Below are 23,802 nucleotides of genomic sequence, written 5' to 3'. Positions count from 1 at the left end.
CACAGACTCATCACCGAGCAATTAACAACTAAGGATGCGTAGTACCCGCAGACAACCAGTGAGCTTATTCAGACCAAGAACCGTAAAGCTTGTAGAGCGGCAAGGTGGCCCGGATAGAACCAATAGCCCCATTGCCGCACAGGCCAGACCTTGGAGGTGAAGGCATGACGCAGAAGCCAGAGTCCGATCAAGGGAGACGCGAACGCTGCGCTCAAAGCCAGCAATGATTAGATTTCAAACCGGCACGGCAGAGCGTGCCGTTAATTCTTGCTCGTTACAGTCTCATTTTTTAATGGAAACGATTGTGGCTTTTCCACCCTCTTGCCTAAAGGAGAACGTTACACGGTCTCCGACTATCAGCCCCGTCAGTTGATTCTCCGTTACGGAAAAAGCCATGGTCATCGGCGGCCATTGCACGGCTGGAACAGCTCCGTGAGAGATGGTCACCGTATGCTTCGTAGTATCGATAGCCTTAATTGTTCCCTCGGCGTTGGCGACTGGAGCCAGCTTTGTTTTCTCCTCCATCTGCATGCCCTCCATACCGTCCATTTTCATACCCGGCATGTCCTCCGCATGGACAGAAAGTGATAGCGCGAATACGGTGCTTACAACTGCAATCAGGGTCAGTTTCATACGACTTTTCCTTCAGGTTTGACGGGTTCAACTGAGAGGTGCCGGCGACGCATTAGGCGATAGGCTGCCGGAATGACAAAAAGGGAAAGCAATGGTGCTGTGACAATGCCGCCAACCATGGGCGCGGCGATGCGGCTCATCACTTCGCTACCAGTCCCGCTGCCCAACAAGATAGGTAACAAGCCCGCAATAATGACGGCCACGGTCATGGCCTTAGGTCGAACTCGCTGCACAGCACCTTCACGAATCGCCGCAACCAGTCCGCGCTCAGTGCTGTCGCCGTCGTCTTCACGTTCGGCCCAGGCGTTCTTCAGGTAGAGCAGCATGATTACGCCGAACTCGGCAGACACCCCGGCCAAGGCGATAAAGCCGACTCCGGTGGCGACCGACAGGTTGTATCCCAGCAGATAGAGAAACCATGCTCCGCCAGTCAGTGCGAATGGCAGAGTGGCCATGATCAGCAACGCCTCATCGAAGCGGGCGAAAGTCAGGTAGAGCAGCACAAAGATGATCAACAGCGTGGCAGGCACCACCAGTTTGAGGCGTGCGTTGGCTCTTTCTAGAAACTCGAACTGTCCTGAGTAACTCAGGCTCATGCCGGGCTGCAACTTGACCTGCTCATTGACGACCTGGCGTAGATCGGCGACCACCGAGGCAATGTCTCTCCCCCGCACGTCGATGTATACCCAGCCAGAAGGCCGTGCGTTCTCGCTCTTGAGCATTGGCGGGCCGTCTGTGACCTTGACCTTCGCCACCGTGCCGAGGGTGATCTGGCTACCTAGCGGGGTGTAGATAGGCAGCTGCTCCAATGCACTGAGCGAGTCCCGCCACTCACGGGGATAACGCACGTTGATCGGGAAGCGTGCGAGCCCTTCGATAGTCTCTCCGACATTTTCACCGCCAATAGCACCGGCCACAATGGACTGCACATCAGCGATATTTAGTCCGTAGCGGGCGGCGGCATTGCGGTCGATATCCACGTCGATATAGCGGCCACCGGTCAGTCGCTCGGCCAAAGCCGAACTGACACCGGGCACACCCTTGGCCACCCGCTCGACCGCCTGAGTAGCGGCATCGATCTCCGTCAGGTTGGTGCCAGCAACTTTCACTCCGATGGGACTCTTGATCCCCGTGGCAAGCATGTCTATACGGTTGCGAATCGGTGGTATCCAGATATTCGTCAGCCCAGGGACTCGTACCACTCGATCCAGTTCTTCCACCAACTTTTCCTGGGTCATGCCTGGACGCCATTGCTCGTGCGGCTTGAATTGGATGGTGGTTTCGAACATCTCCAGCGGTGCGGGGTCGGTGGCGGTTTCAGCGCGGCCCGCTTTACCGAAGACGTGTTCGACTTCAGGCACGGTCTTGATCAGACGGTCAGTCTGTTGCAGCAGTTGTGCCGCTTTCTGCGCGGACAATCCCGGTAGAGCTGAAGGCATATAGAGCAGATCACCCTCGTCCAACGGGGGGAGAAACTCGCCACCCAAGCGAGACATTGGCCATAGCGCACTGACAAAAAGCAATAGCGCCACCAGCAGCGTGATCTTTGGTCGACGCAAGACTGCGTCCAGGGCTGGCTGATAAATTCGAATCAACCACCGGTTCAACGGGTTCTGTTGTTCACTGGGAATTCGTCCTCGAATCCAGTAGCCCATCAGCACCGGCACCAAGGTCACTGACAATCCCGCCGCTGCGGCCATGGCGTAGGTTTTGGTGAAAGCCAACGGGCCAAACAACCGCCCCTCTTGCGCTTCCAGGGTGAATACCGGAATGAACGACAGGGTGATGATCAACAAACAGAAGAACAGCGCAGGGCCTACCTCTGCCGCTGCTTCGGTCATCACGTGCCAATGACGCTCACCCTTCAGTTCCTCCCCAGGATTGGCCGCATGCCAGGCCTCGATCTTCTTGTGAGCATTCTCGATCATCACCACGGCGGCGTCGACCATGGCGCCGATGGCGATGGCAATCCCACCCAAGGACATGATATTGGCGTTGATTCCCTGGTAGCGCATGACGATGAAGGCAATCAACACCCCAACCGGAAGGGAGATGATCGCCACCAGCGATGAGCGCAGGTGCCAGAGAAAGATCCCGCAGACCAGCGCGACAACGATGAACTCTTCGATGAGCTTGTGGCTGAGATTCTCCACAGCGCGGTCGATCAGCTTACTGCGGTCGTAGGTGGTGACGATTTCCACACCAGCCGGCAGACTGCTTTTCAGTTCGTCGAGCTTGGTTTTGACCGCTGCAATGGTTTCGCGAGCGTTCTTGCCACTGCGCAAAATTACCACGCCGCCGACGGTCTCGCCTTCACCGTCCAGTTCAGTAATCCCGCGCCGCATTTCCGGGCCCAACTGAATCGTAGCGACATCGCCAAGGCTCACCGGAATGCCACCCGCGCCCAACTTAAGCGGGATTGCCCGAAAGTCATTGAGCGTCTTCAGATAGCCGGAAGCGCGCACGATGAACTCGGTCTCAGCCATCTCCAGCACTGCACCACCGGTTTCCTGATTGGCCTTGCCTATAGCTTCGGTTACCTCAGCCTGGGTGATGCCAAGGCTGGCCAGTTTGAGCGGATCAAGTTGAACCTGGTACTGCTTGACCATGCCTCCCACAGTGGCTACTTCCGCAACGTTGGGCAGGGTCTTGAGTTCGAACTTGAGGAACCAGTCCTGCAGTGCGCGAAGCTGCGCCAAATCATGTCCGCCGCTGCGATCCACCAGTGCGTACTGATAGATCCAACCGACGCCCGTTGCATCAGGCCCCAACGCCGGCTTAGCGCTGGCCGGCAACCGACTTTGTATTTGGCTCAGATACTCCAGCACCCGCGAGCGGGCCCAGTACAAGTCGGTGCCGTCTTCGAACAGCACATAAACAAAGCTGTCGCCGAAGAAGGAATAACCTCGCACGGTCTTTGCCCCAGGTACGGAGAGCATGGTGGTGGCTAACGGATAGGTCACCTGGTTCTCGACAATCTGCGGCGCTTGACCAGGATAAGGGGTTCGGATGATTACCTGCACATCAGAGAGGTCTGGTAGCGCATCAATCGGCGTGCTCTGCACAGACCAAATGCCCCACGCCGTGACAAACAGCGTCGCCAGTAGCACCAGAAATCGGTTGGCTACTGACCAACGAATCAGGGCAGCGATCATGGCTGGCTCCCCGATTTATCCAGGCGCTCAACACGCAAGCCATCATCAGTCTGGCTCACCGCGACCCGAACCTTGTCGCCCGTTTTAAGGCCCTGCATCAGAGCCGGGTTGGCGAGTGGGAAAGTCATCGTCATGCCAGGCATGCCCAGCGTCTTGAAGGGGCCGTGGGCGAGCGTGACTTCTTTTTCGTTGATCTCAACGATCTGCCCATCCGCTTCATGAAAGCTGGAGGCTGCTGCGCTGGATGGTGACTCTTCCTCTGAGCTTGCAACGATGCCCTTAAGACTGGCCTCCGAATCGAGCAGGAACTGGCCAGAGGTAACTACCTTCTGTCCTTCTTCCAGGCCTTTCAATATCGCCGTCTTGCCATCGCTTTCCTGCCCGAGTTGCACCTCCACGGGACGGTAGCGGCCCGCGTCTTCGGCGAGCATCACCAAGGCACGCCGGCCAGTGCGAATGACGGCTTCGCTCGGCACCCACAACACACTTTGCCCGGTCGAGCGATTCAGGCGTACCTGCGCCGTCAAACCCGGTCTGAGGCGCCCGTCGGGATTGGGGAGTTCCACCCGCACGCGAAGAGTGCGGCTGTCCGGGCTGGTCTCGGGCAAAATCGCGCTGACTTTGCCTCTGAGCATTGTCCCTGGGAAGGCTGGCAGACGCGCTTCGACCGCCTGCCCCACGGTGATCGATCCGGCATCCGATTCTGGAACGGCCACGGCGAGCCAGACACTGCTCAAGCCATTGACGCGTGCCAGAGTATCGCCAGTAGCCACAGTCATACCCGCACGTATATTCAATTCTTGCAGCACACCACCAATTGGGCTGGTGAGAGTCAGGTAGGGCTGAACCTTACCGCCACGCTCTACCTGAGTAATCAGTGCTGCCGGCATCCCTGTGAGCTGCAGTCGCTGGCGGGCCGCAGCCAACAAATCAGCATCCCCGCTGCGCTTCAATGCAAGAAACTCTGTCTGGGCAGCGGCCCATTCCGGCACCAGGATATCCGCCAATGCCGCGTTGGCTTTGAGCACATCACCGGGAGCGTGGGAATATACCCGCTCCACAAAGCCCGTGGTGCGTGCCTGAATCACCGCGACATCACGTTCGTTGAATCCCAAAACACCCGTCACATCGAGGCTGGAGTCAAAGATTCCACGGGTGACTGTTGCAAAACGCAGGCCGAGATTCTGGGTCAGACTCGGATCGATACTGACGGTCGCACGATCCCCTGCGCCACCGGCGTACTGAGGAACCAATTGCATGTCCATGAAGGGGGATTTACCCGGCTTATCGAACTTTTGCTGCGGGTACATGGGGTCATACCAATACAGAGCCTTGCGTTCGTCAGGTGAATCGAGGCTCTGCTCCAGGGCAGAACTTGATACCCCATTCATGCGCTGTTGGGCGAACCAGTAACCACCGGCAATACCGAACGCCAGCGAGACGCCTACCAGCAATGCCCCGTTCCATTTTTTAAGGATCATTGGCTGGACTCCCCATAAGCAAAATACAGACGCGCACTGGTCAGTGCTCGCTGCTCTTCCACATCGATCTGTTTGAGACGGGCTTCAATGAGTTCACGTCGAGCGGCAACCACCGCGTTTAAATCGCCCTTGCCTGCACGGTAACTGGCCATGCTGAGTTCGACCTTTTCCTTGGCCAGCGGCAACAGGCTGTCCTGATTTCTGCGCACGGCACGATTCAGACGCTCATAGTCAGCCAGTTCATTTTCCAGTTGCTGGGTATGCTCGCGTGACAGCGCTTCGCGCTCGGCCTCCAGCTGGTTGAGTTCAGCCTGCTTGGCCGCAATCCTGGGGTTTTGGCGAGAGTCGGGAAATAGCGGTAGATCCCAGGAAAGTTGAACGCTGACCATGTCGCCGAACTGACGGTCACGATGCTGATAATCAAGCTCCCAACTCCAGTCCGACTGCTTTTCCGCTTCGGCTTCACGAACTTTGGCTTGCGCTTCGCGGGTCATCGGCGCAAACGCTGCCAACTCGGGGTGGTGTTGCAACTTATGGGAGTAGCCTGAGGTATCTACGGGCCATTCAGGCAAACGACCCACGGGCTTGTCGTTGGCGGCGGAGCCAATCCAGCGATTGAGGGCTGCTCGCGCCTGGGCTCTCTGGAGAATCAGATCGTCCTGTTGTTCCGCCAGTTGAGCTGCTTCCTGCCTGGGTGTCACCGCATCGGCGGGTTGAGCGAGGCCACCGGCAATTTGGGCCCGGACGGTATCGCTCAGCAGGCGGTTTTCTTTGTAGAAGTCCTGGAACAGCAGATCTTTGCGCTCAACCGAGTAGCTGGTGATCCAGGCCAACGCCGTGGACTGGCGCACCTTCAGACGTTCGACTCGACGCTCCGCAGAGGCACGATCAATAGCTGCATCGGCGACTTCGATACGCGCTTTGCGCTTGTCGCTATTGGGCATCTCCTGCCTGACGCCGACCATCTGCATGGTCATGAAGTCCTGGTTGATACTCCAACGATCCGGGCCTCCGATGGGGTAGTTCTGCACGCCCACCAAGAGCTTGGGATCAGGTAATTCACCAGCAGGGATGGCTGCATTGCTGGCAGCCTGAATTTTCGCGTCTTGTGCGGTCAGCGACGGCGCATTGTTTTCTGCCAGCCGCAACGCTTCATCGAGCGTCAATGCGGCAGCGAAACTCGGCAATGCCAGCACGCTTGCCGCTAGGCCGGCCACGAGAGACCAGCCTGTGCAATTGCACTTGGAGTTCATGTTTACGATTCCTGTAATCATCCACTGCACGCGTCAAAAGACATGCGCGCAGCTAGTCCATCCCGCTAATGCGGAATGAGGCTCAATGTGGGACAGGAATCAAACGCGGGGCGGTCGCCATACCCCGGACGGGGTCTGTACAGGTAGGGAGTCGCTGATGAGGGAAAGCACTACGGGGCTGAACACGGTTACAGGAGGCTTGAAGATCGAGACTTGCAGCATGCCGCCCGTCTTGCATTCCTGGCCCGGCTTGCAAGGTTTACCGTGCTCGGAAGGGCTTTTCATGTCGTTGCAGCAGTCCATCCCCATGTCGTCCATCATCGCCATGCCCATCGTCTTCATTGGGCAAGGTTCTGTCGGTGCCTGAACCCCCGCCATCCCGCTGAGGGGAAGCGCCAAGCTAATCATGAAGATGATGCAAAACCGCAGATAGCGTTTCATGGGCTGGAGTGTAGTCGCTGAAAATGGCTCTTACAATTGGAAGCGGTCGACCCAATAGGCCTGCCAAAGCCGATAAAACAAATCCTAAGTTAAGCCAACATTACCGACGCGAAATAAAGTTTCTGACATGCAGTTTCTAGATCTGCAGTGGTAAAAAACGATCAAGGCATCACTCAAACCAATCCAACCGAGACGCATTACTTCGCCTGCACAGTTGCGTGGCTAGGTTATTTCAGCTGCCATTGCATAAGGATAATACTCACTGCCAAACCGAGTGTAAGGATTCCGATTCCAAGCAAAACTCCGATAAGCAGGGGACGTTTCCACAAGGCCCTAACCTCCGGTTTTCGATTACTCAACGAATATTGAGTACAAGCGTGAGAGCAATTACCAAGCCAGTTGGTAGGGTCACCACGACTTGGCGATGAAATGGCCACTTCAGGACGGTAGATTCATATTGCTTCACGGAGCATTCCCCAAAAGTGGGGTGACCTTCCTTACATATGGTGCTGAGTTCCCGAGAATGGTGCAGGCATTGGGGCTATGACTGACTTCATCCATTAGCCTGTCCTTCGCGGTTTTGCGCGATGGTGCCTTTCTATTGCCTGACTCCAATGTCTATCGTGAAGCCTTGGAGTCCGTCGAACGCGACATCCTTTCCATCAATGGCACTACTTACATCCTCCCGGTGGTCGATCCGCAGGGTGAGCGTTTTGTCGAGTTGTTCGACCGTAGCAATGACTACAGCAAGCTGCGCGTAGAGATCGAAAAATGCCGTGAGCATCTCAATCCTGAAAACGCATTGGCCACCACCAAACAGATTCTCAAGCTGCGCAAAACCTACGAGCTGCTTATCAACATCGATTACTTCCCAGGCAAACCTTAAGCAGCAGATTGACTCAGCCTTGCAGGAGCTTGAGATGGCAGTCAGCAGAGCGTTATCTGCGGATGAACCCCATAGCCGCGACCTCCAGGCTGTTGATTCGGCTCTTGAGCGAGATATGCTGGGTCGTATCAGCCATTATCACTCTTACACCCGCGCCGCTCACTGTCGCCGTTAGAACCGAACGGTAAGTCGATGAACAATTCGTTCGCGGATTAACGCAATGATCCGTACGTATCAGTTAAAGGTAGGTACATTCATTCAACTTTCAGGACGAGGATGAATAATGCGAAAGTGGAGAGGAGCGGCGGCTGGGCCGATCAGCCAATTGATGATGGCAGCTGGTATTAGCCTGATCGCAATCGTAACCAATGCGCAGGCTCAAGCCACACCTCAAGCCACTCAAGAGATAAAGGGCTTGCTGGACTTTGTCGAACACAGTGAATGTCAGTTTGTGCGTAACGGGATCGAATTCCCAGGAACCCGGGCTCGGGCGCATCTGGAGAAAAAGCTGAATTATCTGGAAGGTAAAAACATGGTGAACAGTGCAGAAGACTTCATCGATCTTGCTGCCACTAAAAGCAGTATGAGTGGCCGCGCATATGAGGTGCGATGTCCAGAAGGCGCACAACCGGCAAGCACCTGGCTCAAGCGGGAGCTACAGAGGCAACGGCAGCTTCATTGATTTTGCCTAAAGTCGAATAATACTCAGTGTGGCGTTGGGCTTTTTCACTTGCATCTGTGAAGCACCCGTTGAGTAAAGTCGCGGCGGTGCTCATCGTCGTGGTTTGAGTGGCTGCTCTGGCGGGAGCTTGGTTCGCCTGCAAGCCTAAATAGCTTTCTCAGTCTCTCCTTGATACCGATGAGTACAGGAAGAAAATATGAGTAGCGAAAGCCCACACACCAACGCTGAGCGTCTTCGTATTCCGCGCACGATATGGGCGTTGGGCTTTGTCAGCCTATTCATGGATCTATCGTCTGAGCTGGTACACAGCTTACTACCCGTATTTTTGGTCACGACATTGGGTGCGAGTGCATTGACCGTTGGGGTGATCGAGGGGGTTGCTGAGTCGACCGCCATGCTCGTCAAGATTTTCTCTGGTGCTATCAGCGACTTTATCGGTCGACGCAAAGGACTGTTGCTGCTCGGATATGGTTTAGCCGCTCTGACCAAGCCACTTTTCCCCATAGCTCACTCGGTTGAAGTGGTCTTTACCGCACGCTTTCTGGATCGCATTGGCAAAGGTATTCGCGGAGCGCCAAGAGATGCCCTGGTCGCCGATGTGTCGCCACCAGAGATCCGTGGCGCCTGCTTTGGAATACGCCAATCGATGGACACCGCAGGGGCTGTTCTTGGCCCCGCTCTGGCCATCTTGCTGATGTTATGGCTCGCAGATATACAGCTTGTACTGTGGTTTGCAGTGATCCCGGCAGCAGTGGCGGTGGCGCTCATTGTCACGGGAGTAAAAGAGCCAATACACCTCGCCAGCGAACACAAATTTCGATCTCCAATCCATTGGAAAGTCCTTCACGACTTCTCCTCAGGGTATTGGTGGATCGTCATCATTGGAGGGGTGTTTACGCTTGCTCGTTTCAGCGAGGCGTTTCTGGTATTACGAGCGCAACAGATAGGCCTGTCGATCACCTGGATTCCAATGGTGATGGTGGTAATGGCACTTTTTTATATGCTGTCTGCTTATCCTGCTGGCAGGCTATCTGATCGCATCCCTCGCACGAAATTGCTCTGCGTAGGGATGGGGGTACTCGTTCTGGCGGATCTGGTGCTCGCTCAATCCAGTACTGTCATTACGATGATGCTGGGCGTTGCCTTGTGGGGGCTTCATATGGGATTTAGCCAAGGCATTCTTGCCTCGCTGGTAGCTGATAAAGCTCCCACAGAACTCAAGGGCACCGCCTTCGGCATTTTCAATTTGGTCAGTGGTATATGCATGCTGATCGCCAGCGTTCTTGCGGGCTGGCTTTGGCAAAGCATTGGGTCAGACAGCACTTTCCTCACGGGTGCACTGCTTGCCACAACAGCTCTGTTGTTACTGTTACTCAAGAAGCAGTAAGCGCAACCAAAAAGCAAAACAAATGGTTCTGAACAAACAACTCACCGTTTGAGCAAAGTGTTTTCGCAGCAGGAGTGCCCACCCTGGCGGGCTAATAGGACTTCGCCATCCCAATCTCCATCTGCCATTCCTTCGGTTCGAGGTAGGAGCCGCCCATCGTCAAAAGCGGCAGCTAGCGTGCTGCGCGGCGCATCTACACCAGGCTGTGTCGACGTCAACGTGATGAGGGGTATGGGATGATAGTGATCCGAGCAGCTCGCGACACCTCGGCCTGTTCGTCATGGGCGTGATACGCGACTTGCGCAATCTCCCAGGCCGGCTGTTTTGATGCTACCGACAACGTATAGGTATGCCCGGCCCAGGTCATCAATATAGCGAGAGCAAGCGCGAATAAGCCAATTATCATGCCCAACCCAGGGTGACGGCGGTCAGTACGAGATAACGAATGCCCTTGGCCATGGTAACTATCAGCAGGAAGCTCCAGAGAGGCTCGCGCATCACTCCAGCAACGACCGTTAATGGATCGCCAATGATGGGCACCCAGCTCAGCAATAACGACCAGCGCCCATAGCGCAAGTAGGATTGCTGGGCCTTTTCGAGCTTGCTCTCGCTCACCGGAAACCAGCGCTTGTGGCGCAATCGCTCAATGGAGCGACCCAACACCCAATTCAGGGTAGAACCGAGAACGTTGCCGAAGGTGGCGACCGCCAATAACGTCGAAGCGATGTACCGGTCTGAGAGCAACATTGAGACCAGCACGGCTTCAGATTGCATTGGCAATAACGTGGCGGCACCGAATGCCGCCAGAAACAGACCAACGTAGCTGGTGAGTTCGAACACTCGGACATCGCCTTATGCGTTCAGGCCGATCCAGCCATGGAACCCTACGTACAGACCAACACCTATGATCAACACGCTGGATAGGTACGGTGCACGACGTGCCACGGTGCCCAGCCACGGCCAGCGATTGGAGGCCTGTTTAGCACCGATGGCTGCCGCAGCACCGACCGTGACTAAGGTAAGGGCCAAGCCGATGCTGAAGCACAGGACGAGCATGCCACCCAGTGCCACTTCTTTAACCTGAAGACAAAGCAACAGAACGGTGATGGCAGCCGGACAAGGAATCAAACCGCCCGTCAAACCGAACACGACGATCTGGCCCGTGGTGACCTCGCGGTTGGTGAAGCGCTTACGGATATCGTTGGCATGTGCGCGCTCATGCGCATCCTGATAGCCGTCAATCGACAATTCCAGACCTTCCAGTTCGGAATGCGCATGCCCGTGATCATGCTCCTGGTAGTCCAGATCATAATCATGGGAGTGGCCCGCATGCCCAAGACTCAGGCGAGCACTGAACTCATGAGGTTCAGGGATATCGACTGCCGACTCCAAGAAGCCTTCGCGCTCGACGAAAGAGAACGATTGGGTGCTGCCGTCTGGACGGGTAGTCATCAAGCGAACATCCGAGGCCGCCCAGGAGTGTCCGGTCAATGTCTTCAGGCGCCAATGCGGTGGCATACCTTCCTCGAAGATCGACAGTTCGATGCGCCCGTGGCCGGTATCGATTCGATGGGTCTCGTCATGATGACCATGGTCATGCTCGCCGTGATGGTGGTCATCACCTTGCTCGAACTTGAACATCTGCTCACCGCGCCAGGTACGCCACAGCATCCAAAGCGCAATTGCGATGATCAGTGCAGAGGACGCGAGCTGGAAGTATGGCTCAGTTGTTTGTGCGTCCAAGCCTTTGCCCAGATACATCCCGCCGATAGCGACTAGCCACACTACGGCAGTGTGCGAAAGCGTAGCGGCCAAGCCCAGCAGCACGGCCTGTTTAACCGAGCCACGAATGGCCACGATGAACGCCGCCATCATGGTCTTTGAGTGGCCGGGCTCCAGGCCATGCAAGGCACCGAGCAGAATGGCGCTAGGGAAATACAGCCAGGCGTGAGCCCCGCCCTGTTGTAGCAATTCAGCGAAGTTGGGCATGTCAGACCTAGAGGTATTTGGTGATTTGCTTGAATACTTCCAGCGGTGCGCGCTCGCCATTATTCAAAGCCGAGACGGTGTCCTCCAGGCAGTGATCGATGTGATCCTGAATGAGCATGCGCTTGGCTTGGCACACCGCTTTTTCAACAGCGTGCAACTGCTGAGCAATGTCCACGCATTCACGACCCTCTTCGATCATGGTGATGATGCCGCGTAAATGGCCATCAGCCCGCTTGAGGCGCTTGATGATCGCATCGTGACTTTGGTGGGTGTGCGGATGGCTATGTTGGTGTTCTTGCTCACTCATGGCTTGAGCCTCGGGCCTCAATGAATTACGCCAGCATCCTATCCCCCCTAGGGGGATAGGTCAAACGTATCAGAACCCGATAAGAAGAGTTGAAACCCGAACGCCATGTTCAGCAGAACACTCACATTGACGGTGGTACTCGCGTTTGTTCTTGCCATGTTTGTGGACAGGGCCGGGCGATCCCTTTGCTTTCACTCGTGGTCAGCAGGCCACGCGGGTAGGCTGATCATAAAGGTCGTATGGCCATCTCTGGAGACACATCCAACGGTGCCGTCATGGGCGTCGACCAGTGATTTGACGATTGCCAGCCCTAACCCCGCATGGTTCGTAGCGCTCTCTCTCCGTGCGGGATCGACTCGGTAAAAACGGTCAAACAGCCGGGGCAGATGCTCTACCGCTATCTCCTCGCCGGGGTTTTCCACTGACAAGCTGATCATGTCGCCAAGGGGCTCGATTCTCACGGAGATCGTACAGTCAGGTGGGGTATACCTGAGCGCATTGGACAGCAAATTTGAGATCGTCCGATCCAGCATCGTCCTGTCACCATTCACCGCGCCGTGCCCGACTACCTGTAGCTTTACCCCTGTGTCGTCTGCCAGAAGCTGGTAATACTCGAATAGTTTCTCGACGACCGAACGCAACTCAATTTTCTCTTTGGCAGGGAGAACCAGACCATTGTCCGACTTTGCTAAGAAAAGCATGCCGTCAATAATGCTGGAAAGTCGGTTCAGATCTTCAAGGTTAGAATAGAGATTCTCTTCATAATCCTCTGGTGCACGTTTCTTTGTGAGGATGACTTCGGTATGTGTGCGCAGATTGCTGATAGGGGTACGCAGCTCGTGCGCGATATCGGCTGAAAAGTTAGACAACCGAGCAAATGACTCTTCAAGGCGAGCCAGCATAGCGTTGAACGAAGTGACAAGGAGCTCAAGCTCGCGAGGCACAGAATCCATCGGAATACGCTCCTTCAGCGATCCGGCTGACATCGAGGCCGCGACTTTCGTTACTTGTGCGACCGGCTTCAGCCCGCTGAGCGCGACCAACCACCCTAAACCTGCGCTGACCAAGGCGCTAATCGCCAGCCCGATCACTAACCACCAGCGCAGAGTTTCAACGAAATGCATATGGCTTGTGATGTCTAGACTCAGCCACGCGATCATTGGCTCAGCGTCATTCGCCAAATGAACTTGAGCTTTCATGCCTCGGTACATATGGCTTCCAGCTGTCCACTCCCACATATCTTCCCTCGGGTCACCAGAGGAGGAAGAAGGATGTCCCACTGCATTTGAAGTCGCGAAGAACGTCTCCCCGCCCATCGCGATAATTGAGGCTGAGAGTTCCTGGTGAGCACCAAGGAGTGCTTGTAGTTGCAACACAACTTCTGAAGGGTCTGCGGAGCCAGCTTCGCCATCCATTATTTGCCGAATGGATTCGAGCTTTTCCGTCATCGCTTGACGGTCGATGGCCTTAAAGTGATGCTGACTGAACCCATCAAAGGTAAAGCCTGCTACTACCAACACGGCCACCACGGCACAGACAAACATCATGCTTAAACGGAGGGTAAGAGATGCGCGCTTCATTCTGTATCCGGAGCATCTAGCATGTACCCCATTCCCCTCGCGGTCTGAATCATCTTGGTGTCGAAATCGTCATCGATTTTGGCCCGAAGCCGACGAATCGCGACTTCGATCACGTTGGTATCACTGTCGAAGTTCATGTCCCAAACCTGCGATGCGATCAGTGATTTCGGCAAGACTTCTCCCCGACGGCGCATCAGCAGCTCTAGCAGCGAAAATTCCTTGGCGGTGAGGTCAATGCGTCGACCTGAGCGCGAGGCCCTTCGCTTTAGAAGATCGACCTCCAGATCCCCGATCTTAATAGATGTCTGGTTGGGTACGGCGGCGCCACGGCGAAGCAAGCTTCTGACGCGGGCAAGCAATTCAGAAAATGCGAAGGGTTTGACTAGATAATCGTCCGCACCTAACTCCAAGCCTTTGACCCGGTCATCAACTCCGTCCCTGGCAGTCAGAAACAGCACAGGAACCGAGCTCCCGGCTGTGCGGACAGATCGAATGACCTCCCAGCCATCCAGGCCCGGCATCATTACGTCCAGGATTAGAAGATCGTAGGCCTCATTTAGCGCCTGGTGTAACGCCTCTGTTCCCGTCACAACCCGGTCGACACTGAAGCCAGCCTCCAAGAGGCCTTGCTGTAGGTACATTCCGATTTTGGGTTCGTCTTCTGCAACCAAGAGTTTCATGCTTGGGCTCCGGTTTTGCGGTGCTCTAGTGTGCTACCAATCTGACGACTGTGCGGAAGCTTACTCAAATGTAATTGCCCCAACAGCAAACGAAAAGTTCCCAGGCAAGACAGAGTCGGAGTGCGCTGGATTTAGGGAGTGCAGCTAGTCGGCAGCTTACAAAAACGAATCGGCAATCTGAGCTTTTTGCGCTTACCAGCCCCCAGAGGACTGGTCTACCATGCCACAACGGCTTGGTTTTACGCAGTGACCGCCCCTCACTCGAAAAGGAGCAGCATCGATGACGATCACCCTGGACGACACTACCCGCGACGCCCTGGACAAACTGCTGGTGGTGGCCGGCACCGACACCGGCCAGGCGCGCCTGGTCGCGAACTTCCTATTGGCCTGGCACAACGCCGGGGAAAATGGCGGCTTCGACCTGACCGACCTGTGGGGGCTGGATGACACCCTGGTCAGTGCCTGTGCCGTGGTGTTCCTGTGGGTGGCCGGGAATAAGGCCTACCCCGAGGATCTGGGCCTGGGGTATGAAGGTCAGTTCCACGACATCTGGCGCGCCTGGAGAGCTCCGCAATGAGCGGCTGCGACGGGCACGACCCGTTGGTCGCGCTGAACCTGTCGCACGCGGTGCAGGCCCAGGCGCTGACCCCGGCGAGTCTTGAGGGGCTATAGGTGACTTCGCCGGACGGTTACGAGGGACATGTTCCAGCTGATGAAATCAAGAAACTGAATGGTCGTTCAGACCTCGCAGGAATTGCAGTGCCAGGCATGCCCGCAGGTTCTCCTGGTATGGACTACGGCCAGAATCATCAACCTTACCAAGTCCTGGGGCTCACCAAGGCAGGTGCGCAAGAAGTGGTCGCTGACTACCCCATCAGCCGATAGTCGTTGCTCAGATCTGAGCGCCCTTGGGGCCGCTCGGATCTAGCTCCTGGATCACCCTTGAGCCATCTCGATTGAGGGGCTCAATGTTCCTAGCCAAGCCACCAAGCAAACGATGACGACAGCACAAGTCGATTCGATCACCACACTTTTTCTCAAAGCAGTTGCCGCTAGAGAAAAATCACCGGCCACCACAGATCGCTCTAGTGAAGGGCTCAGGTAGAAACGATTGAGGGTAGCTAGCCCGATCATGCCCACGAAAAGTAGGATCTTCACGAGTAGGAGAATGCCATAGGTACTGGTTACGACTTCGATTACTGTCGGCCCGACAATGAAGAGATAATTAGCGACGCCAGTAACTATGATCGTACCAACAATGAATGCGCCCGCTGTTTCGAATCCCTTGAGCGCTCGCGATAGCACTCGTACCAGTTGCTCCGAATTAGCCCCCCTAATACTCAACATCAGCCCAAACGCCGCGAGAGCTCCGATCCATCCGCCAGCGGCAAGTAGGTGCAGAATGTCAGCGGCAAAGTGCCAGAATCGCAGGGCGCCTTCATCCATCGCCCCGTGACCTGTCCATGGGATTGTCGCTAATGCAATGCTGCCCGCAATGGTAGCGAGCCAGAGACTGCCCGTCGGCCATCGCCTGTTCTGGCTTCCAGCAAAAATCACCACTGCTAGCGAGATCATGCGTGTCACCCAGCTGTAGCCGACCTCAGTCTCGTACAGCATCATTTCCATGTGAGTTCGCAGCTCCGCCCAGTCGGATGCGCCGCTCATATTTTTTGTCATAACTACAAAAGCTGCTATGGACAAAAGCATACCTATAACAGCGGTGCCAGGTAGTAGCGACCCAAAATGCAACAGCGTTCCCGATACGCGCTCTTTTCCCCGAAAGCTGTATAGCCCAAAGACGGCAAGACCGAAGAGGAGCATCAGATCCAAATACAGCGCGAGGCGCAGCGCCACGTTAATTGGGTCGCTCATACTTATTTCACTTTGAAGGTGACGCTGCCAGTAATCGGATGGGTATCGGACGAAACCGCTCGCCATTCCACTTTGTAGGTGCCAGTTGTGAGAGGAGAGGCCGGGGTCAAGACCATGGTTTTAGGGTCGTTACTGCCGGCCACGCTGGCTTTCACACCCATAGGAGAGTTTGGCATGCCGGGCATGTCGGTCATGATCAACTTGGCTCCGGAAAACTGGGTAACCAGGTTTTCAGAAAAGTGCAGCTCAATCTTTGCTGGGGCTGGGCCGTTCGCGCCTTCAGCTGGAGTTGAAGAGACTAGCTTCGGGTGAGCCTGGGCAACTGCACTGAGCAGAAGGCTGGATGAAAGAGCGACGGCCACAACACAGGATTTAAATACAGACATGCAAGGCTCCTCACAGCGCGTAGCTGTTGTAATGAGGTTAAGTAATTATTTGGTGCCGTTTACTGTGATTTAGAACCACACCCGCACGCCAAGCACTAGACGTGCTTCGCTGCGGTCTTCGCCTTCCTCGCTGGCATAGTCAGCGGTTTTTCCATAAGAGCGGTTCCAAGTCACACCTACGTAAGGTGCGAACTCTGGACGGATTTCGTAACGGAGCCGTAAACCGACCTGACTCTCAGACAGCCCCGAACCCACTCCACGGTTGGGATCGTTTTTGCCATAAAAATTGAATTCTGCCGTTGGCTGCAAAATCAGCTTATTGGTTAGGAGAATGTCGTAGTCCCCTTCCAGACGCGCTGCGGTCTGTCCACCTTCACCCAGGTAAGCAGTAGCCTGGGCCTCGAAATTGTAGAGCGCCAAGCCCTGGATACCGAAAGCCGCCCACGTTTGAGGGTCGCCTGGTTTGAAGTCTTGACGAACGCCGCCGACTAGATCCCACCAAGGGCTGATGGCGTGTCCCCATAAAGCTTGAACTTCAGCTTCTTCAGTCTTCCCATTAGTGCGCTCGCCTTCGGAGCGCAACCATAGACGATCAACATCTCCCCCTATCCAACCTTGGGCTTCCCAGTTCAGTGCGCTTCCATCGTCAGCATCCTGCCATTCCAATTTCTCAAATATAAAAAATGAGTTGAGGGCTGTGTCATGAACTTGGTGACCACCAGGGGACTTATAGACTGCGGCTCTGTCAGCATCGGTTAGCGGCGGTATCGGAGTCCGGCTTTGGGTTTGTGGTTGCTTGGCGGGCTGCATACCCTCCATTTTGCTGTGATCCATGCCCTGCATCTGGGTGTGATCCATGCCTTCCATCTTGCTGTGATCCATGCCCTGCATCTGGCTGTGATCCATGCCTTCCATCTTGCCGTGATCCATGCCCTGCATCTGGCTGTGTTCCATGGTCTGCATCTGCCCGTCTTCGGTGCCCTGGCTTGTTTCAGCGGCTGCCGGCAAGATAAAACCAGCGGTTAGAGCGACCGTAAACACAGCTGAGTGCATGCGAGTCCCGCAAAGAAAATTGCTCATAGTCGACTCCTTATTCCTCTACACGCACTTCGCGGAACATCCCCATTTCCATGTGGTACAGGAGATGGCAGTGGTAGGCCCAGCGCCCCAGCGCATCGGCTGTCACTCGGTAGCTGCGCTTCGACCCTGGCGGCATATCAATGGTGTGTTTGCGGACAAGGAATTGCCCGTTTTCATCTTCAAGGTCGCTCCACATGCCATGCAAGTGGATGGGATGAGTCATCATGGTGTCGTTGACGAGAACGATCCGGACTCGCTCGCCGTATTTCAGTTTTAAAGGCTCGGCGTCCGAAAACTTCACGCCGTTGAAAGACCAGGAAAATTTCTCCATATGCCCGGTCAAGTGCAGTTCGATAGTTCGACTTGGCTCACGGCCATCTGGATCCTCAAACGTGCTTTTTAGATCAGAATACGTCAGCACCTTTCGACCATTCTCGCGAAGGCCCATGCCAGGATCATCAAGCTTTGGCGACGTTGACATGGCCTGCATGTCGACGAGAGGATTGTTGGATTCTGATGCTGGGTGCGACTGCATTTCTCCCATACCACTCATGCCATCCGTAGACATTTTGCTGTGATCCATTCCAGCCATGCTGTTCATGCCGGACATGTCCTGGGCAGCGCCATGATTCATACCTTTCATGTCGCCGCCATCCATCCCCGACATACCCTGCATTGAGCTGTCTGCCGCACCGGCCATCTTGCTGTGATCCATTCCAGCCATGTCGTCCATACCACCCATCCCGCCGTGATCCATGCCGGCCATACCCATGTCGGCCATGGTGACGAGAGGACGAGGGTCAAGTTCAGGTACAGGGGCAGCCAGACCAGGCCGGACGGCCAATGTGCCTCTGGCGTAACCCGACCGATCCATCGACTGCGCAAACAGTGTGTAGGCGTCCTGAGTTGGTTCGACGATCACATCGAAGGTCTCAGCAGTGGCGATCCTGAACTCGTCCACGCTCACCGGTTTGACATACTGGCCATCGGCAGCCACTACAGTCATCTTCAAACCTGGAATACGGACATCAAAGTAGGTCATTGCCGAACCATTGATGAACCTCATCCTAAGCTTTTCGCCAGGTTTGAAGGTGCCAGTCCAGTTGGAATTCGGAGCCTGTCCGTTCATCAAGTAGGTGTACGTCGCACCACTGACGTCTGCAATGTCAGTAGGATTCATCTTCATCTCGGCCCACATCTTGCGATCAGCGACGGTTGCTGACCAACCTTTGTCAGCCACGTCATTGATGAAGTCACCGACTGTCCGCTTGTGGGTGTTGTAGTAGTCCGCCTGTTTCTTCAATGTTTTCATCAGCGAAGCCGGATTTTCATCCGTCCAGTCGGTAAGCATCACCACGAGGTCGCGGTCATACTCAAAAGGCTCCGGCTCTTTGGCATCGATAACCAGTGGGCCGTATACGCCAACCTGTTCTTGGAAGCCAGAGTGACTGTGATACCAGTACGTTCCGTTCTGCTTAACTTTGAATTGATAGACGTACGTGCCATCAGGCTCAATCCCATGGAAGCTAAGGCCTGGGACACCGTCCATATTCGCGGGAAGGATAATTCCGTGCCAGTGGATGGAAGTCATATCCTTCAGGCGGTTCTTGACCCGCAAGGTCACGGTATCGCCCTCACGCCAGCGCAGCTGGGGCCCAGGAATCCCGCCATTTATGGTCATGGCCGTCCGGGCATTCCCGGTGATATTTACCGGTGTTTCTCCGATAAAGAGGTCGAACTCTGTACCTGACAGGACATTAGTCTCGCCCAAGCTACGGGCCGCCCATATAGGGGTATGCCAGAGGCCTAAGCCACCGAGAATCCCGCCTGCGGTGAGACCTTTCACAAAGGTGCGCCGAGAAGTTTTGGAATGCATACCGATTCATGTCCCGTCAGTCGGATGTCAGGTGCACGCACGTTGGCGTGTTCCCGAGGGTTCACGCTTTGGATAGCTAGTGCGCTTGATACATCGGAAGATGCCATAAGCCAGCAAACGGGGTGATTACATTTCCGTAAGCTGGGCGGTTCAGCAATCGTGAAAGGGGCGGTGCACCACAAGATGCTAGTAAAGGACGACAAAGAGGGGTAAACATCTGAAAGGTCGACGTAGACCATACAATTTTGACCACACCACAATAGCCGACACCCGGCTGCATAAACTGATGTAGATCAACCTTGGCACTTCGATGTGCTGTATGTTGAAAAATCAAAACCCGCTAATCAGTACCGGAGATTCTCCATGTTCTGGTTTCGCCATCACCTGCTAACGTTCATACGCCTCGCCATCGTGCTGTGGGTGTTAGCGTTTGGTCTGGCAGCGAGCCAGGGATGTCTGACACAGCCCAGCCACAATCCAGCTACACCCCATGTCTCGCTGAACACCGCGCAAGATCACGATAGCCACGACGCCCATACCCTCGGTTGCCTTCAGCACTGCGCCGATGCGGCAATAGCTGTAAGTCCTTCGCTCCATCTTCAAATATTTGACCTGTCCAGTTGGACGTTTCTGCTCCTAATCCCTGCGTTGCTGATTTTGTATCCCGCCAATCCCTCCGCTTTTGCCTTTCTTGCATTACGGCGCCCTGTACCGGCGAGACCGCCTGTACGTCTGATTTTCGTCCGTTTCAACGATTAATCCGACCTTCTGCGCGCCAATCTTCGGCGCACTGTCTGACTGCGCCAACTTGGCGTGGCTTGGTATTACTTGCGTTGTCCTCACCCTTTGGAGATTGCCATGCATGCCTCATTGAAATTGATCCTCGCCACCCTGCTCGTGAGTAGCCCACTTATGGCATCGGCAGTCGATGAGCATCACCCGGAGCAGACGTCGACCACACCAGCTCAAACAAGCGAAGCGGCCACGCCTATGCAGAACAAAGCCATGACCGAGCAAATGCAAAAAATGCAGGCTGCACATGACAAAGCAGCGGCGGCCAATACCCCTGCGGAACGGCAGGCAGCCATGCAGGAGAGCATGAAGACGATGAAGGACAGCATGGCCATGATGCACAAAAACTGTCATGGCATGGACATGGCCGGCAATAAAGACGGCATGGAGATGGGAATGATGAACATGATGATGAAAATGATGATGAAAATGATGGATCAGCAATCGAGCATGATGAACATGCCGATGAGCAAGTGACGCGCACAAGCCTGTAGGCAATGCAGCGACGGTTTCACTTTAGCCAATATGCCAAGGGTAAAACTGCTGCCCGTTGCACCTTTACGACGTATCACTAAACAGCACTCCCTCAGGAGTACAGAACCATGATGAGTTCACCACATTCCGCTAACACCTCTCCAACATTTTGGAGGAGCAAACCCGGCATAGCGCTGGGCATGCTGCTGGTGATCGTGCTGTTCTATCTAGCAAGAGAACACTACGGCCATATGCTGGGCTTACTGCCTTACATGATTTTGCTGTTGTGCCCGCTGATGCATTTTTTCGGGCACCACCACGGTGATCACATTCATCACGGCGAAACCTCAGTCTCAACCAAAGATGCGAACAGGAGTTAGCTCATGCACACGCCTGAGGTTCGTCAAGAGCACGGCTCAATACAGAACTCTGAACTCCAACCCACCGGCTCCCATGACCCGGTATGTGGCATGACCGTCAGTAACGACAGCCAGTTCAGCACGGAATATGAGGGGCAAAACTACCGGTTCTGCAGCCAGAAATGCCAAACGACCTTCAGGGCAGCGCCCGAGCGTTATCGAATATCTCAACTGAAACTCGAACAAGTTCATCAGACAACAGCAGAACCGGTAACGGGTGCCGTTGAATACACATGTCCCATGCATCCGGAAATTCGCCAGATCGGCCCCGGCGTCTGCCCTAAGTGCGGCATGACCTTAGAGCCGGTGATTCCCGAATTGGAGGAAGAAGAGAACTTAGAACTCAAGGACTTCACCCGGCGCTTCTGGTGGACATTGCCACTGACAGTGATCGTCACCGTGCTGGCTATGGGTGGCCATGCCCTGGTGCTGTTCCATGGCACCACGCAAAATTGGGTCGAGCTGGGATTGGCTACACCCGTCGTGCTGTGGGCTGGCTGGCCGTTTTATGTGCGTGGTGTGCGTTCGGTGATTCAGCGAAGTCCGAACATGTGGACGCTAATCGGCCTCGGCACGGCGGCGGCCTTCCTTTACAGCGTCGTGGCCACCCTGACCCCCAATGTATTCCCCAGCAACTTCATGATGGAGGGCCGCATCGGTGTGTACTTCGAAGCGGCGGCTGTGATCATCTCACTGACCCTTCTCGGCCAGATGCTTGAACTCAAGGCTCGCTCGCAAACCTCGGCTGCCATCAAGTCGCTGCTTGGACTGGCACCCAAAACTGCCCGACGGATCAATGCCGATGGCACGGAAGAAGACATCCCTCTGACACACGTACACAGCGGCGACACGTTACGTGTGCGACCGGGCGAAAAAGTGCCTGTCGACGGTCAGGTGTTGCAAGGCGAAAGCGCTGTAGATGAGTCGATGCTCACCGGCGAACCGATACCGATCATGAAGAGAGCCGGCGACGCGCTGATTGGCGCCACTCTCAACATCCACGGCAGTCTGGTGATGCAGGCGCAGAAGATAGGGTCGGCGACCCTGCTCGCACAGATTGTGCAGATGGTTGTGCAGGCACAGCGCTCAAAAGCGCCGATGCAACGGCTGGCAGATGTGATTGCCAGTTACTTCGTGATTGTGGTGATTGCTATCGCCGCGCTGACTCTGCTCGGCTGGGGGCTGTGGGGGCCCGAGCCAAGTTGGGTGTTCGGACTGATCAACGCTGTCGCGGTCATGATCATCGCCTGTCCCTGTGCCCTTGGCCTAGCGACACCGATGTCAGTCATGGTTGCCACCGGCAAGGCTGCTGGCAGCGGCGTATTGTTTCGCGATGCCGCCGCCATCGAAAACCTGCGCAAGATAGACATCTTGATAGTCGACAAAACTGGCACCCTCACTGAAGGTCGACCTGCATTCCATAGCGTCGAGGCCGTACCCGGATTTACACAGGATGAAGTGTTGCGCCTGGCCGCAAGTCTCGATCAGGGCAGCGAGCATCCATTGGCCCACGCCATCGTCGAGCAGGCTCGTGCCGCAGGGCTAAAACTGGTGACACCTGAAACCTTCGAGTCAGCCTCAGGTATTGGGGTAAGCGGTCAGGTCGAGGGTCGCCGCCTGATGATAGGCAATACCGCGTTGATGCAGGAGGCCGGCGTCTCCACAGAGAGCTTGCAAGAACATGCCGAGAAGCTACGCGGCGACGGTACGAGCATCATGTACCTGGCAGTCGATGGCGCCCTGGCGGGTTTGCTGGCTGTTGCCGACCCCATCAAACCCACCACGAAGCTGGCCGTCGAGCGTCTGCAGGCGGATGGCGTCAAGGTCATCATGGCCACTGGCGACGGCCTTACGACTGCTCGCTCGGTAGCTCGCCAGTTGGGCATCGAGGAGGTTCACGGCGAGGTCAAACCGCAAGATAAAGAACGTCTGGTGGCATCTCTGCAACAAGCCGGACACCGGGTGGCGATGGCCGGCGACGGCATTAATGATGCCCCCGCACTGGCGCGCGCTGATGTAGGTATCGCCATGGGCACTGGCACTGACGTGGCGATGAACAGCGCTCAGGTCACCCTGGTCAAGGGCGATCTCCTCGGTATCCTGCGTGCTCGCAGCCTGTCAGTAGCAACGGTGAGAAATATGCACCAGAACCTGACCTTCGCCTTCCTTTACAACGCTATGGGCATCCCACTTGCCGCCGGCTTGTTCTTCCCTCTTACCGGTCACCTTCTGTCACCACTAATTGCCGCACTGGCCATGAGCGTGAGCTCGGCGTCGGTGATATTCAACGCCTTGCGTCTGCGCCAAGCTTCCATTGAATGAGTGAAAACGACCGCTTGACCTTGCCATGGCAGCAAGGTTGAGGATAAGCCAACGCCGCAGAAAAGCCTCATGCGTCAGTCTTTCCATGATCAACTTTGTTGTGAGGA

At 55.5% G+C, this 23,802-nt stretch carries 21 protein-coding genes and 2 pseudogenes; 9 read left to right on the top strand and 14 right to left on the bottom strand.

Features of this window, described 5'->3' with window-relative positions; all coding sequences use genetic code 11:
* Positions 1–282: 282 nt before the first annotated feature.
* The 5 genes from KJF94_RS08640 to KJF94_RS08620 all read right to left on the bottom strand — a co-directional run bounded on the left by KJF94_RS08640 (position 283) and on the right by KJF94_RS08620 (position 6,963).
* Complete coding sequence (locus KJF94_RS08640) at positions 283–633, bottom strand: copper-binding protein (RefSeq protein WP_214382604.1); 351 nt, start codon at positions 631–633, stop codon at positions 283–285.
* Positions 630–3,788, bottom strand: coding sequence for an efflux RND transporter permease subunit (locus tag KJF94_RS08635; protein WP_214382603.1), 3,159 nt, complete (start codon positions 3,786–3,788; stop codon positions 630–632). Before KJF94_RS08635 ends, KJF94_RS08640 begins: the two co-directional genes overlap by 4 nt.
* Positions 3,785–5,269, bottom strand: coding sequence for an efflux RND transporter periplasmic adaptor subunit (locus KJF94_RS08630; RefSeq protein ID WP_214382602.1), 1,485 nt, complete (start codon positions 5,267–5,269; stop codon positions 3,785–3,787). Before KJF94_RS08630 ends, KJF94_RS08635 begins: the two co-directional genes overlap by 4 nt.
* Positions 5,266–6,522 carry a TolC family protein gene (locus tag KJF94_RS08625; RefSeq protein ID WP_214384797.1) on the bottom strand — a complete coding sequence of 419 codons (1,257 nt, stop codon included), beginning with the start codon at positions 6,520–6,522 and terminating at the stop codon, positions 5,266–5,268. The genes KJF94_RS08630 and KJF94_RS08625 overlap by 4 nt, the downstream gene beginning before the upstream one ends.
* Before the next feature lie 99 nt (positions 6,523–6,621).
* Positions 6,622–6,963, bottom strand: coding sequence for a hypothetical protein (locus KJF94_RS08620; protein ID WP_140669756.1), 342 nt, complete (start codon positions 6,961–6,963; stop codon positions 6,622–6,624).
* A gap of 574 nt (positions 6,964–7,537) precedes the next feature.
* Between KJF94_RS08620 and KJF94_RS08615 the strand changes: the two are divergent.
* The 3 genes and pseudogenes from KJF94_RS08615 to KJF94_RS08605 all read left to right on the top strand — a co-directional run.
* Positions 7,538–7,979 (top strand): annotated as a pseudogene (locus tag KJF94_RS08615) (chromate resistance protein ChrB domain-containing protein); the annotation flags it as partial.
* Between the two features lie 153 nt (positions 7,980–8,132).
* The gene (locus tag KJF94_RS08610; RefSeq protein WP_214382601.1) at positions 8,133–8,531 is read left to right on the top strand and encodes a YfeK family protein; all 399 of its coding nucleotides are present in this window, start codon (positions 8,133–8,135) and stop codon (positions 8,529–8,531) included.
* Between the two features lie 196 nt (positions 8,532–8,727).
* Complete coding sequence (locus KJF94_RS08605) at positions 8,728–9,918, top strand: MFS transporter (protein ID WP_214382599.1); 1,191 nt, start codon at positions 8,728–8,730, stop codon at positions 9,916–9,918.
* 402 nt (positions 9,919–10,320) lie between these two features.
* On the opposite strand, the gene KJF94_RS08600 is transcribed toward KJF94_RS08605, so the two are convergent.
* The 5 genes from KJF94_RS08600 to KJF94_RS08580 all read right to left on the bottom strand — a co-directional run bounded on the left by KJF94_RS08600 (position 10,321) and on the right by KJF94_RS08580 (position 14,474).
* Positions 10,321–10,758: a YqaA family protein gene (locus tag KJF94_RS08600; protein ID WP_214382597.1), complete on the bottom strand. Its 438-nt coding sequence runs from the start codon at positions 10,756–10,758 to the stop codon at positions 10,321–10,323.
* Between the two features lie 12 nt (positions 10,759–10,770).
* A complete protein-coding gene (locus tag KJF94_RS08595) occupies positions 10,771–11,907 on the bottom strand; it encodes a nickel/cobalt efflux protein RcnA (RefSeq protein WP_214382595.1) in 1,137 nt (378 codons plus the stop codon).
* 7 nt (positions 11,908–11,914) lie between these two features.
* A complete protein-coding gene (locus KJF94_RS08590; protein ID WP_214382593.1) occupies positions 11,915–12,214 on the bottom strand; it encodes a metal-sensing transcriptional repressor in 300 nt (99 codons plus the stop codon).
* 191 nt (positions 12,215–12,405) lie between these two features.
* On the bottom strand, positions 12,406–13,794 hold the full coding sequence (locus KJF94_RS08585; protein WP_214382592.1) for a heavy metal sensor histidine kinase: 1,389 nt from the start codon (positions 13,792–13,794) through the stop codon (positions 12,406–12,408).
* A complete protein-coding gene (locus KJF94_RS08580) occupies positions 13,791–14,474 on the bottom strand; it encodes a heavy metal response regulator transcription factor (RefSeq protein WP_214382591.1) in 684 nt (227 codons plus the stop codon). Before KJF94_RS08580 ends, KJF94_RS08585 begins: the two co-directional genes overlap by 4 nt.
* A 280-nt stretch (positions 14,475–14,754) precedes the next feature.
* On the opposite strand from KJF94_RS08580, the gene KJF94_RS08575 reads away from it, so the two are divergent.
* Entirely contained in the window at positions 14,755–15,051 is a 297-nt protein-coding gene (locus KJF94_RS08575; RefSeq protein WP_214382590.1) for a DUF7673 family protein, read from the top strand.
* Positions 15,052–15,167: 116 nt separating this feature from the next.
* Positions 15,168–15,359: pseudogene (locus KJF94_RS08570) on the top strand (DUF411 domain-containing protein); the annotation flags it as partial.
* A 51-nt stretch (positions 15,360–15,410) separates the two neighbouring features.
* Here KJF94_RS08570 and copD read toward each other — a convergent pair.
* The 4 genes from copD to KJF94_RS08550 all read right to left on the bottom strand — a co-directional run bounded on the left by copD (position 15,411) and on the right by KJF94_RS08550 (position 19,688).
* Positions 15,411–16,346 (bottom strand): copper homeostasis membrane protein CopD, encoded by a 936-nt coding sequence (copD, locus tag KJF94_RS08565; protein ID WP_214382589.1) that lies wholly within the window; start codon positions 16,344–16,346, stop codon positions 15,411–15,413.
* A 2-nt stretch (positions 16,347–16,348) separates the two neighbouring features.
* Positions 16,349–16,732 carry a copper homeostasis periplasmic binding protein CopC gene (gene copC, locus KJF94_RS08560; RefSeq protein WP_149660843.1) on the bottom strand — a complete coding sequence of 128 codons (384 nt, stop codon included), beginning with the start codon at positions 16,730–16,732 and terminating at the stop codon, positions 16,349–16,351.
* A 69-nt stretch (positions 16,733–16,801) separates the two neighbouring features.
* On the bottom strand, positions 16,802–17,812 hold the full coding sequence (locus KJF94_RS08555) for a copper resistance protein B (RefSeq protein WP_214382588.1): 1,011 nt from the start codon (positions 17,810–17,812) through the stop codon (positions 16,802–16,804).
* A gap of 10 nt (positions 17,813–17,822) precedes the next feature.
* A complete protein-coding gene (locus KJF94_RS08550) occupies positions 17,823–19,688 on the bottom strand; it encodes a copper resistance system multicopper oxidase (RefSeq protein ID WP_214382587.1) in 1,866 nt (621 codons plus the stop codon).
* Between the two features lie 363 nt (positions 19,689–20,051).
* Here KJF94_RS08550 and KJF94_RS08545 point away from each other — a divergent pair, with 363 nt between their 5' ends.
* The 4 genes from KJF94_RS08545 (at position 20,052) to KJF94_RS08535 (ending at position 23,695) form a co-directional block, all read left to right on the top strand.
* Positions 20,052–20,447: a hypothetical protein gene (locus KJF94_RS08545; protein WP_214382586.1), complete on the top strand. Its 396-nt coding sequence runs from the start codon at positions 20,052–20,054 to the stop codon at positions 20,445–20,447.
* 99 nt (positions 20,448–20,546) lie between these two features.
* On the top strand, positions 20,547–20,957 hold the full coding sequence (locus KJF94_RS08540) for a hypothetical protein (RefSeq protein ID WP_214382584.1): 411 nt from the start codon (positions 20,547–20,549) through the stop codon (positions 20,955–20,957).
* A 125-nt stretch (positions 20,958–21,082) separates the two neighbouring features.
* Positions 21,083–21,334 carry a DUF2933 domain-containing protein gene (locus tag KJF94_RS30090; protein ID WP_250548240.1) on the top strand — a complete coding sequence of 84 codons (252 nt, stop codon included), beginning with the start codon at positions 21,083–21,085 and terminating at the stop codon, positions 21,332–21,334.
* A gap of 90 nt (positions 21,335–21,424) precedes the next feature.
* A complete protein-coding gene (locus tag KJF94_RS08535; protein WP_250548297.1) occupies positions 21,425–23,695 on the top strand; it encodes a heavy metal translocating P-type ATPase in 2,271 nt (756 codons plus the stop codon).
* Positions 23,696–23,802: the final 107 nt, after the last annotated feature.

It is taken from the genome of Pseudomonas hormoni (assembly GCF_018502625.1).
GTDB lineage: Bacteria > Pseudomonadota > Gammaproteobacteria > Pseudomonadales > Pseudomonadaceae > Aquipseudomonas > Aquipseudomonas hormoni.
The sequence above is the reverse complement of the archived record's forward strand: the minus strand, read 5'-3'. Positions and strand labels throughout refer to the sequence as shown.

What these genes read in the sequence shown, in the direction of transcription:
- KJF94_RS08640 (WP_214382604.1), bottom strand. Translation starts at nt 633, where the DNA reads ATGAAACTGACCCTGATTGCAGTTGTAAGCACCGTATTCGCGCTATCA.
- KJF94_RS08635 (WP_214382603.1), bottom strand. Translation starts at nt 3,788, where the DNA reads ATGATCGCTGCCCTGATTCGTTGGTCAGTAGCCAACCGATTTCTGGTG.
- KJF94_RS08630 (WP_214382602.1), bottom strand. Translation starts at nt 5,269, where the DNA reads ATGATCCTTAAAAAATGGAACGGGGCATTGCTGGTAGGCGTCTCGCTG.
- KJF94_RS08625 (WP_214384797.1), bottom strand. Translation starts at nt 6,522, where the DNA reads ATGAACTCCAAGTGCAATTGCACAGGCTGGTCTCTCGTGGCCGGCCTA.
- KJF94_RS08620 (WP_140669756.1), bottom strand. Translation starts at nt 6,963, where the DNA reads ATGAAACGCTATCTGCGGTTTTGCATCATCTTCATGATTAGCTTGGCG.
- KJF94_RS08610 (WP_214382601.1), top strand. Translation starts at nt 8,133, where the DNA reads ATGCGAAAGTGGAGAGGAGCGGCGGCTGGGCCGATCAGCCAATTGATG.
- KJF94_RS08605 (WP_214382599.1), top strand. Translation starts at nt 8,728, where the DNA reads ATGAGTAGCGAAAGCCCACACACCAACGCTGAGCGTCTTCGTATTCCG.
- KJF94_RS08595 (WP_214382595.1), bottom strand. Translation starts at nt 11,907, where the DNA reads ATGCCCAACTTCGCTGAATTGCTACAACAGGGCGGGGCTCACGCCTGG.
- KJF94_RS08590 (WP_214382593.1), bottom strand. Translation starts at nt 12,214, where the DNA reads ATGAGTGAGCAAGAACACCAACATAGCCATCCGCACACCCACCAAAGT.
- KJF94_RS08585 (WP_214382592.1), bottom strand. Translation starts at nt 13,794, where the DNA reads ATGAAGCGCGCATCTCTTACCCTCCGTTTAAGCATGATGTTTGTCTGT.
- KJF94_RS08580 (WP_214382591.1), bottom strand. Translation starts at nt 14,474, where the DNA reads ATGAAACTCTTGGTTGCAGAAGACGAACCCAAAATCGGAATGTACCTA.
- KJF94_RS08575 (WP_214382590.1), top strand. Translation starts at nt 14,755, where the DNA reads ATGACGATCACCCTGGACGACACTACCCGCGACGCCCTGGACAAACTG.
- copD (WP_214382589.1), bottom strand. Translation starts at nt 16,346, where the DNA reads ATGAGCGACCCAATTAACGTGGCGCTGCGCCTCGCGCTGTATTTGGAT.
- copC (WP_149660843.1), bottom strand. Translation starts at nt 16,732, where the DNA reads ATGTCTGTATTTAAATCCTGTGTTGTGGCCGTCGCTCTTTCATCCAGC.
- KJF94_RS08555 (WP_214382588.1), bottom strand. Translation starts at nt 17,812, where the DNA reads ATGAGCAATTTTCTTTGCGGGACTCGCATGCACTCAGCTGTGTTTACG.
- KJF94_RS08550 (WP_214382587.1), bottom strand. Translation starts at nt 19,688, where the DNA reads ATGCATTCCAAAACTTCTCGGCGCACCTTTGTGAAAGGTCTCACCGCA.
- KJF94_RS08545 (WP_214382586.1), top strand. Translation starts at nt 20,052, where the DNA reads ATGTTCTGGTTTCGCCATCACCTGCTAACGTTCATACGCCTCGCCATC.
- KJF94_RS08540 (WP_214382584.1), top strand. Translation starts at nt 20,547, where the DNA reads ATGCATGCCTCATTGAAATTGATCCTCGCCACCCTGCTCGTGAGTAGC.
- KJF94_RS30090 (WP_250548240.1), top strand. Translation starts at nt 21,083, where the DNA reads ATGATGAGTTCACCACATTCCGCTAACACCTCTCCAACATTTTGGAGG.
- KJF94_RS08535 (WP_250548297.1), top strand. Translation starts at nt 21,425, where the DNA reads ATGACCGTCAGTAACGACAGCCAGTTCAGCACGGAATATGAGGGGCAA.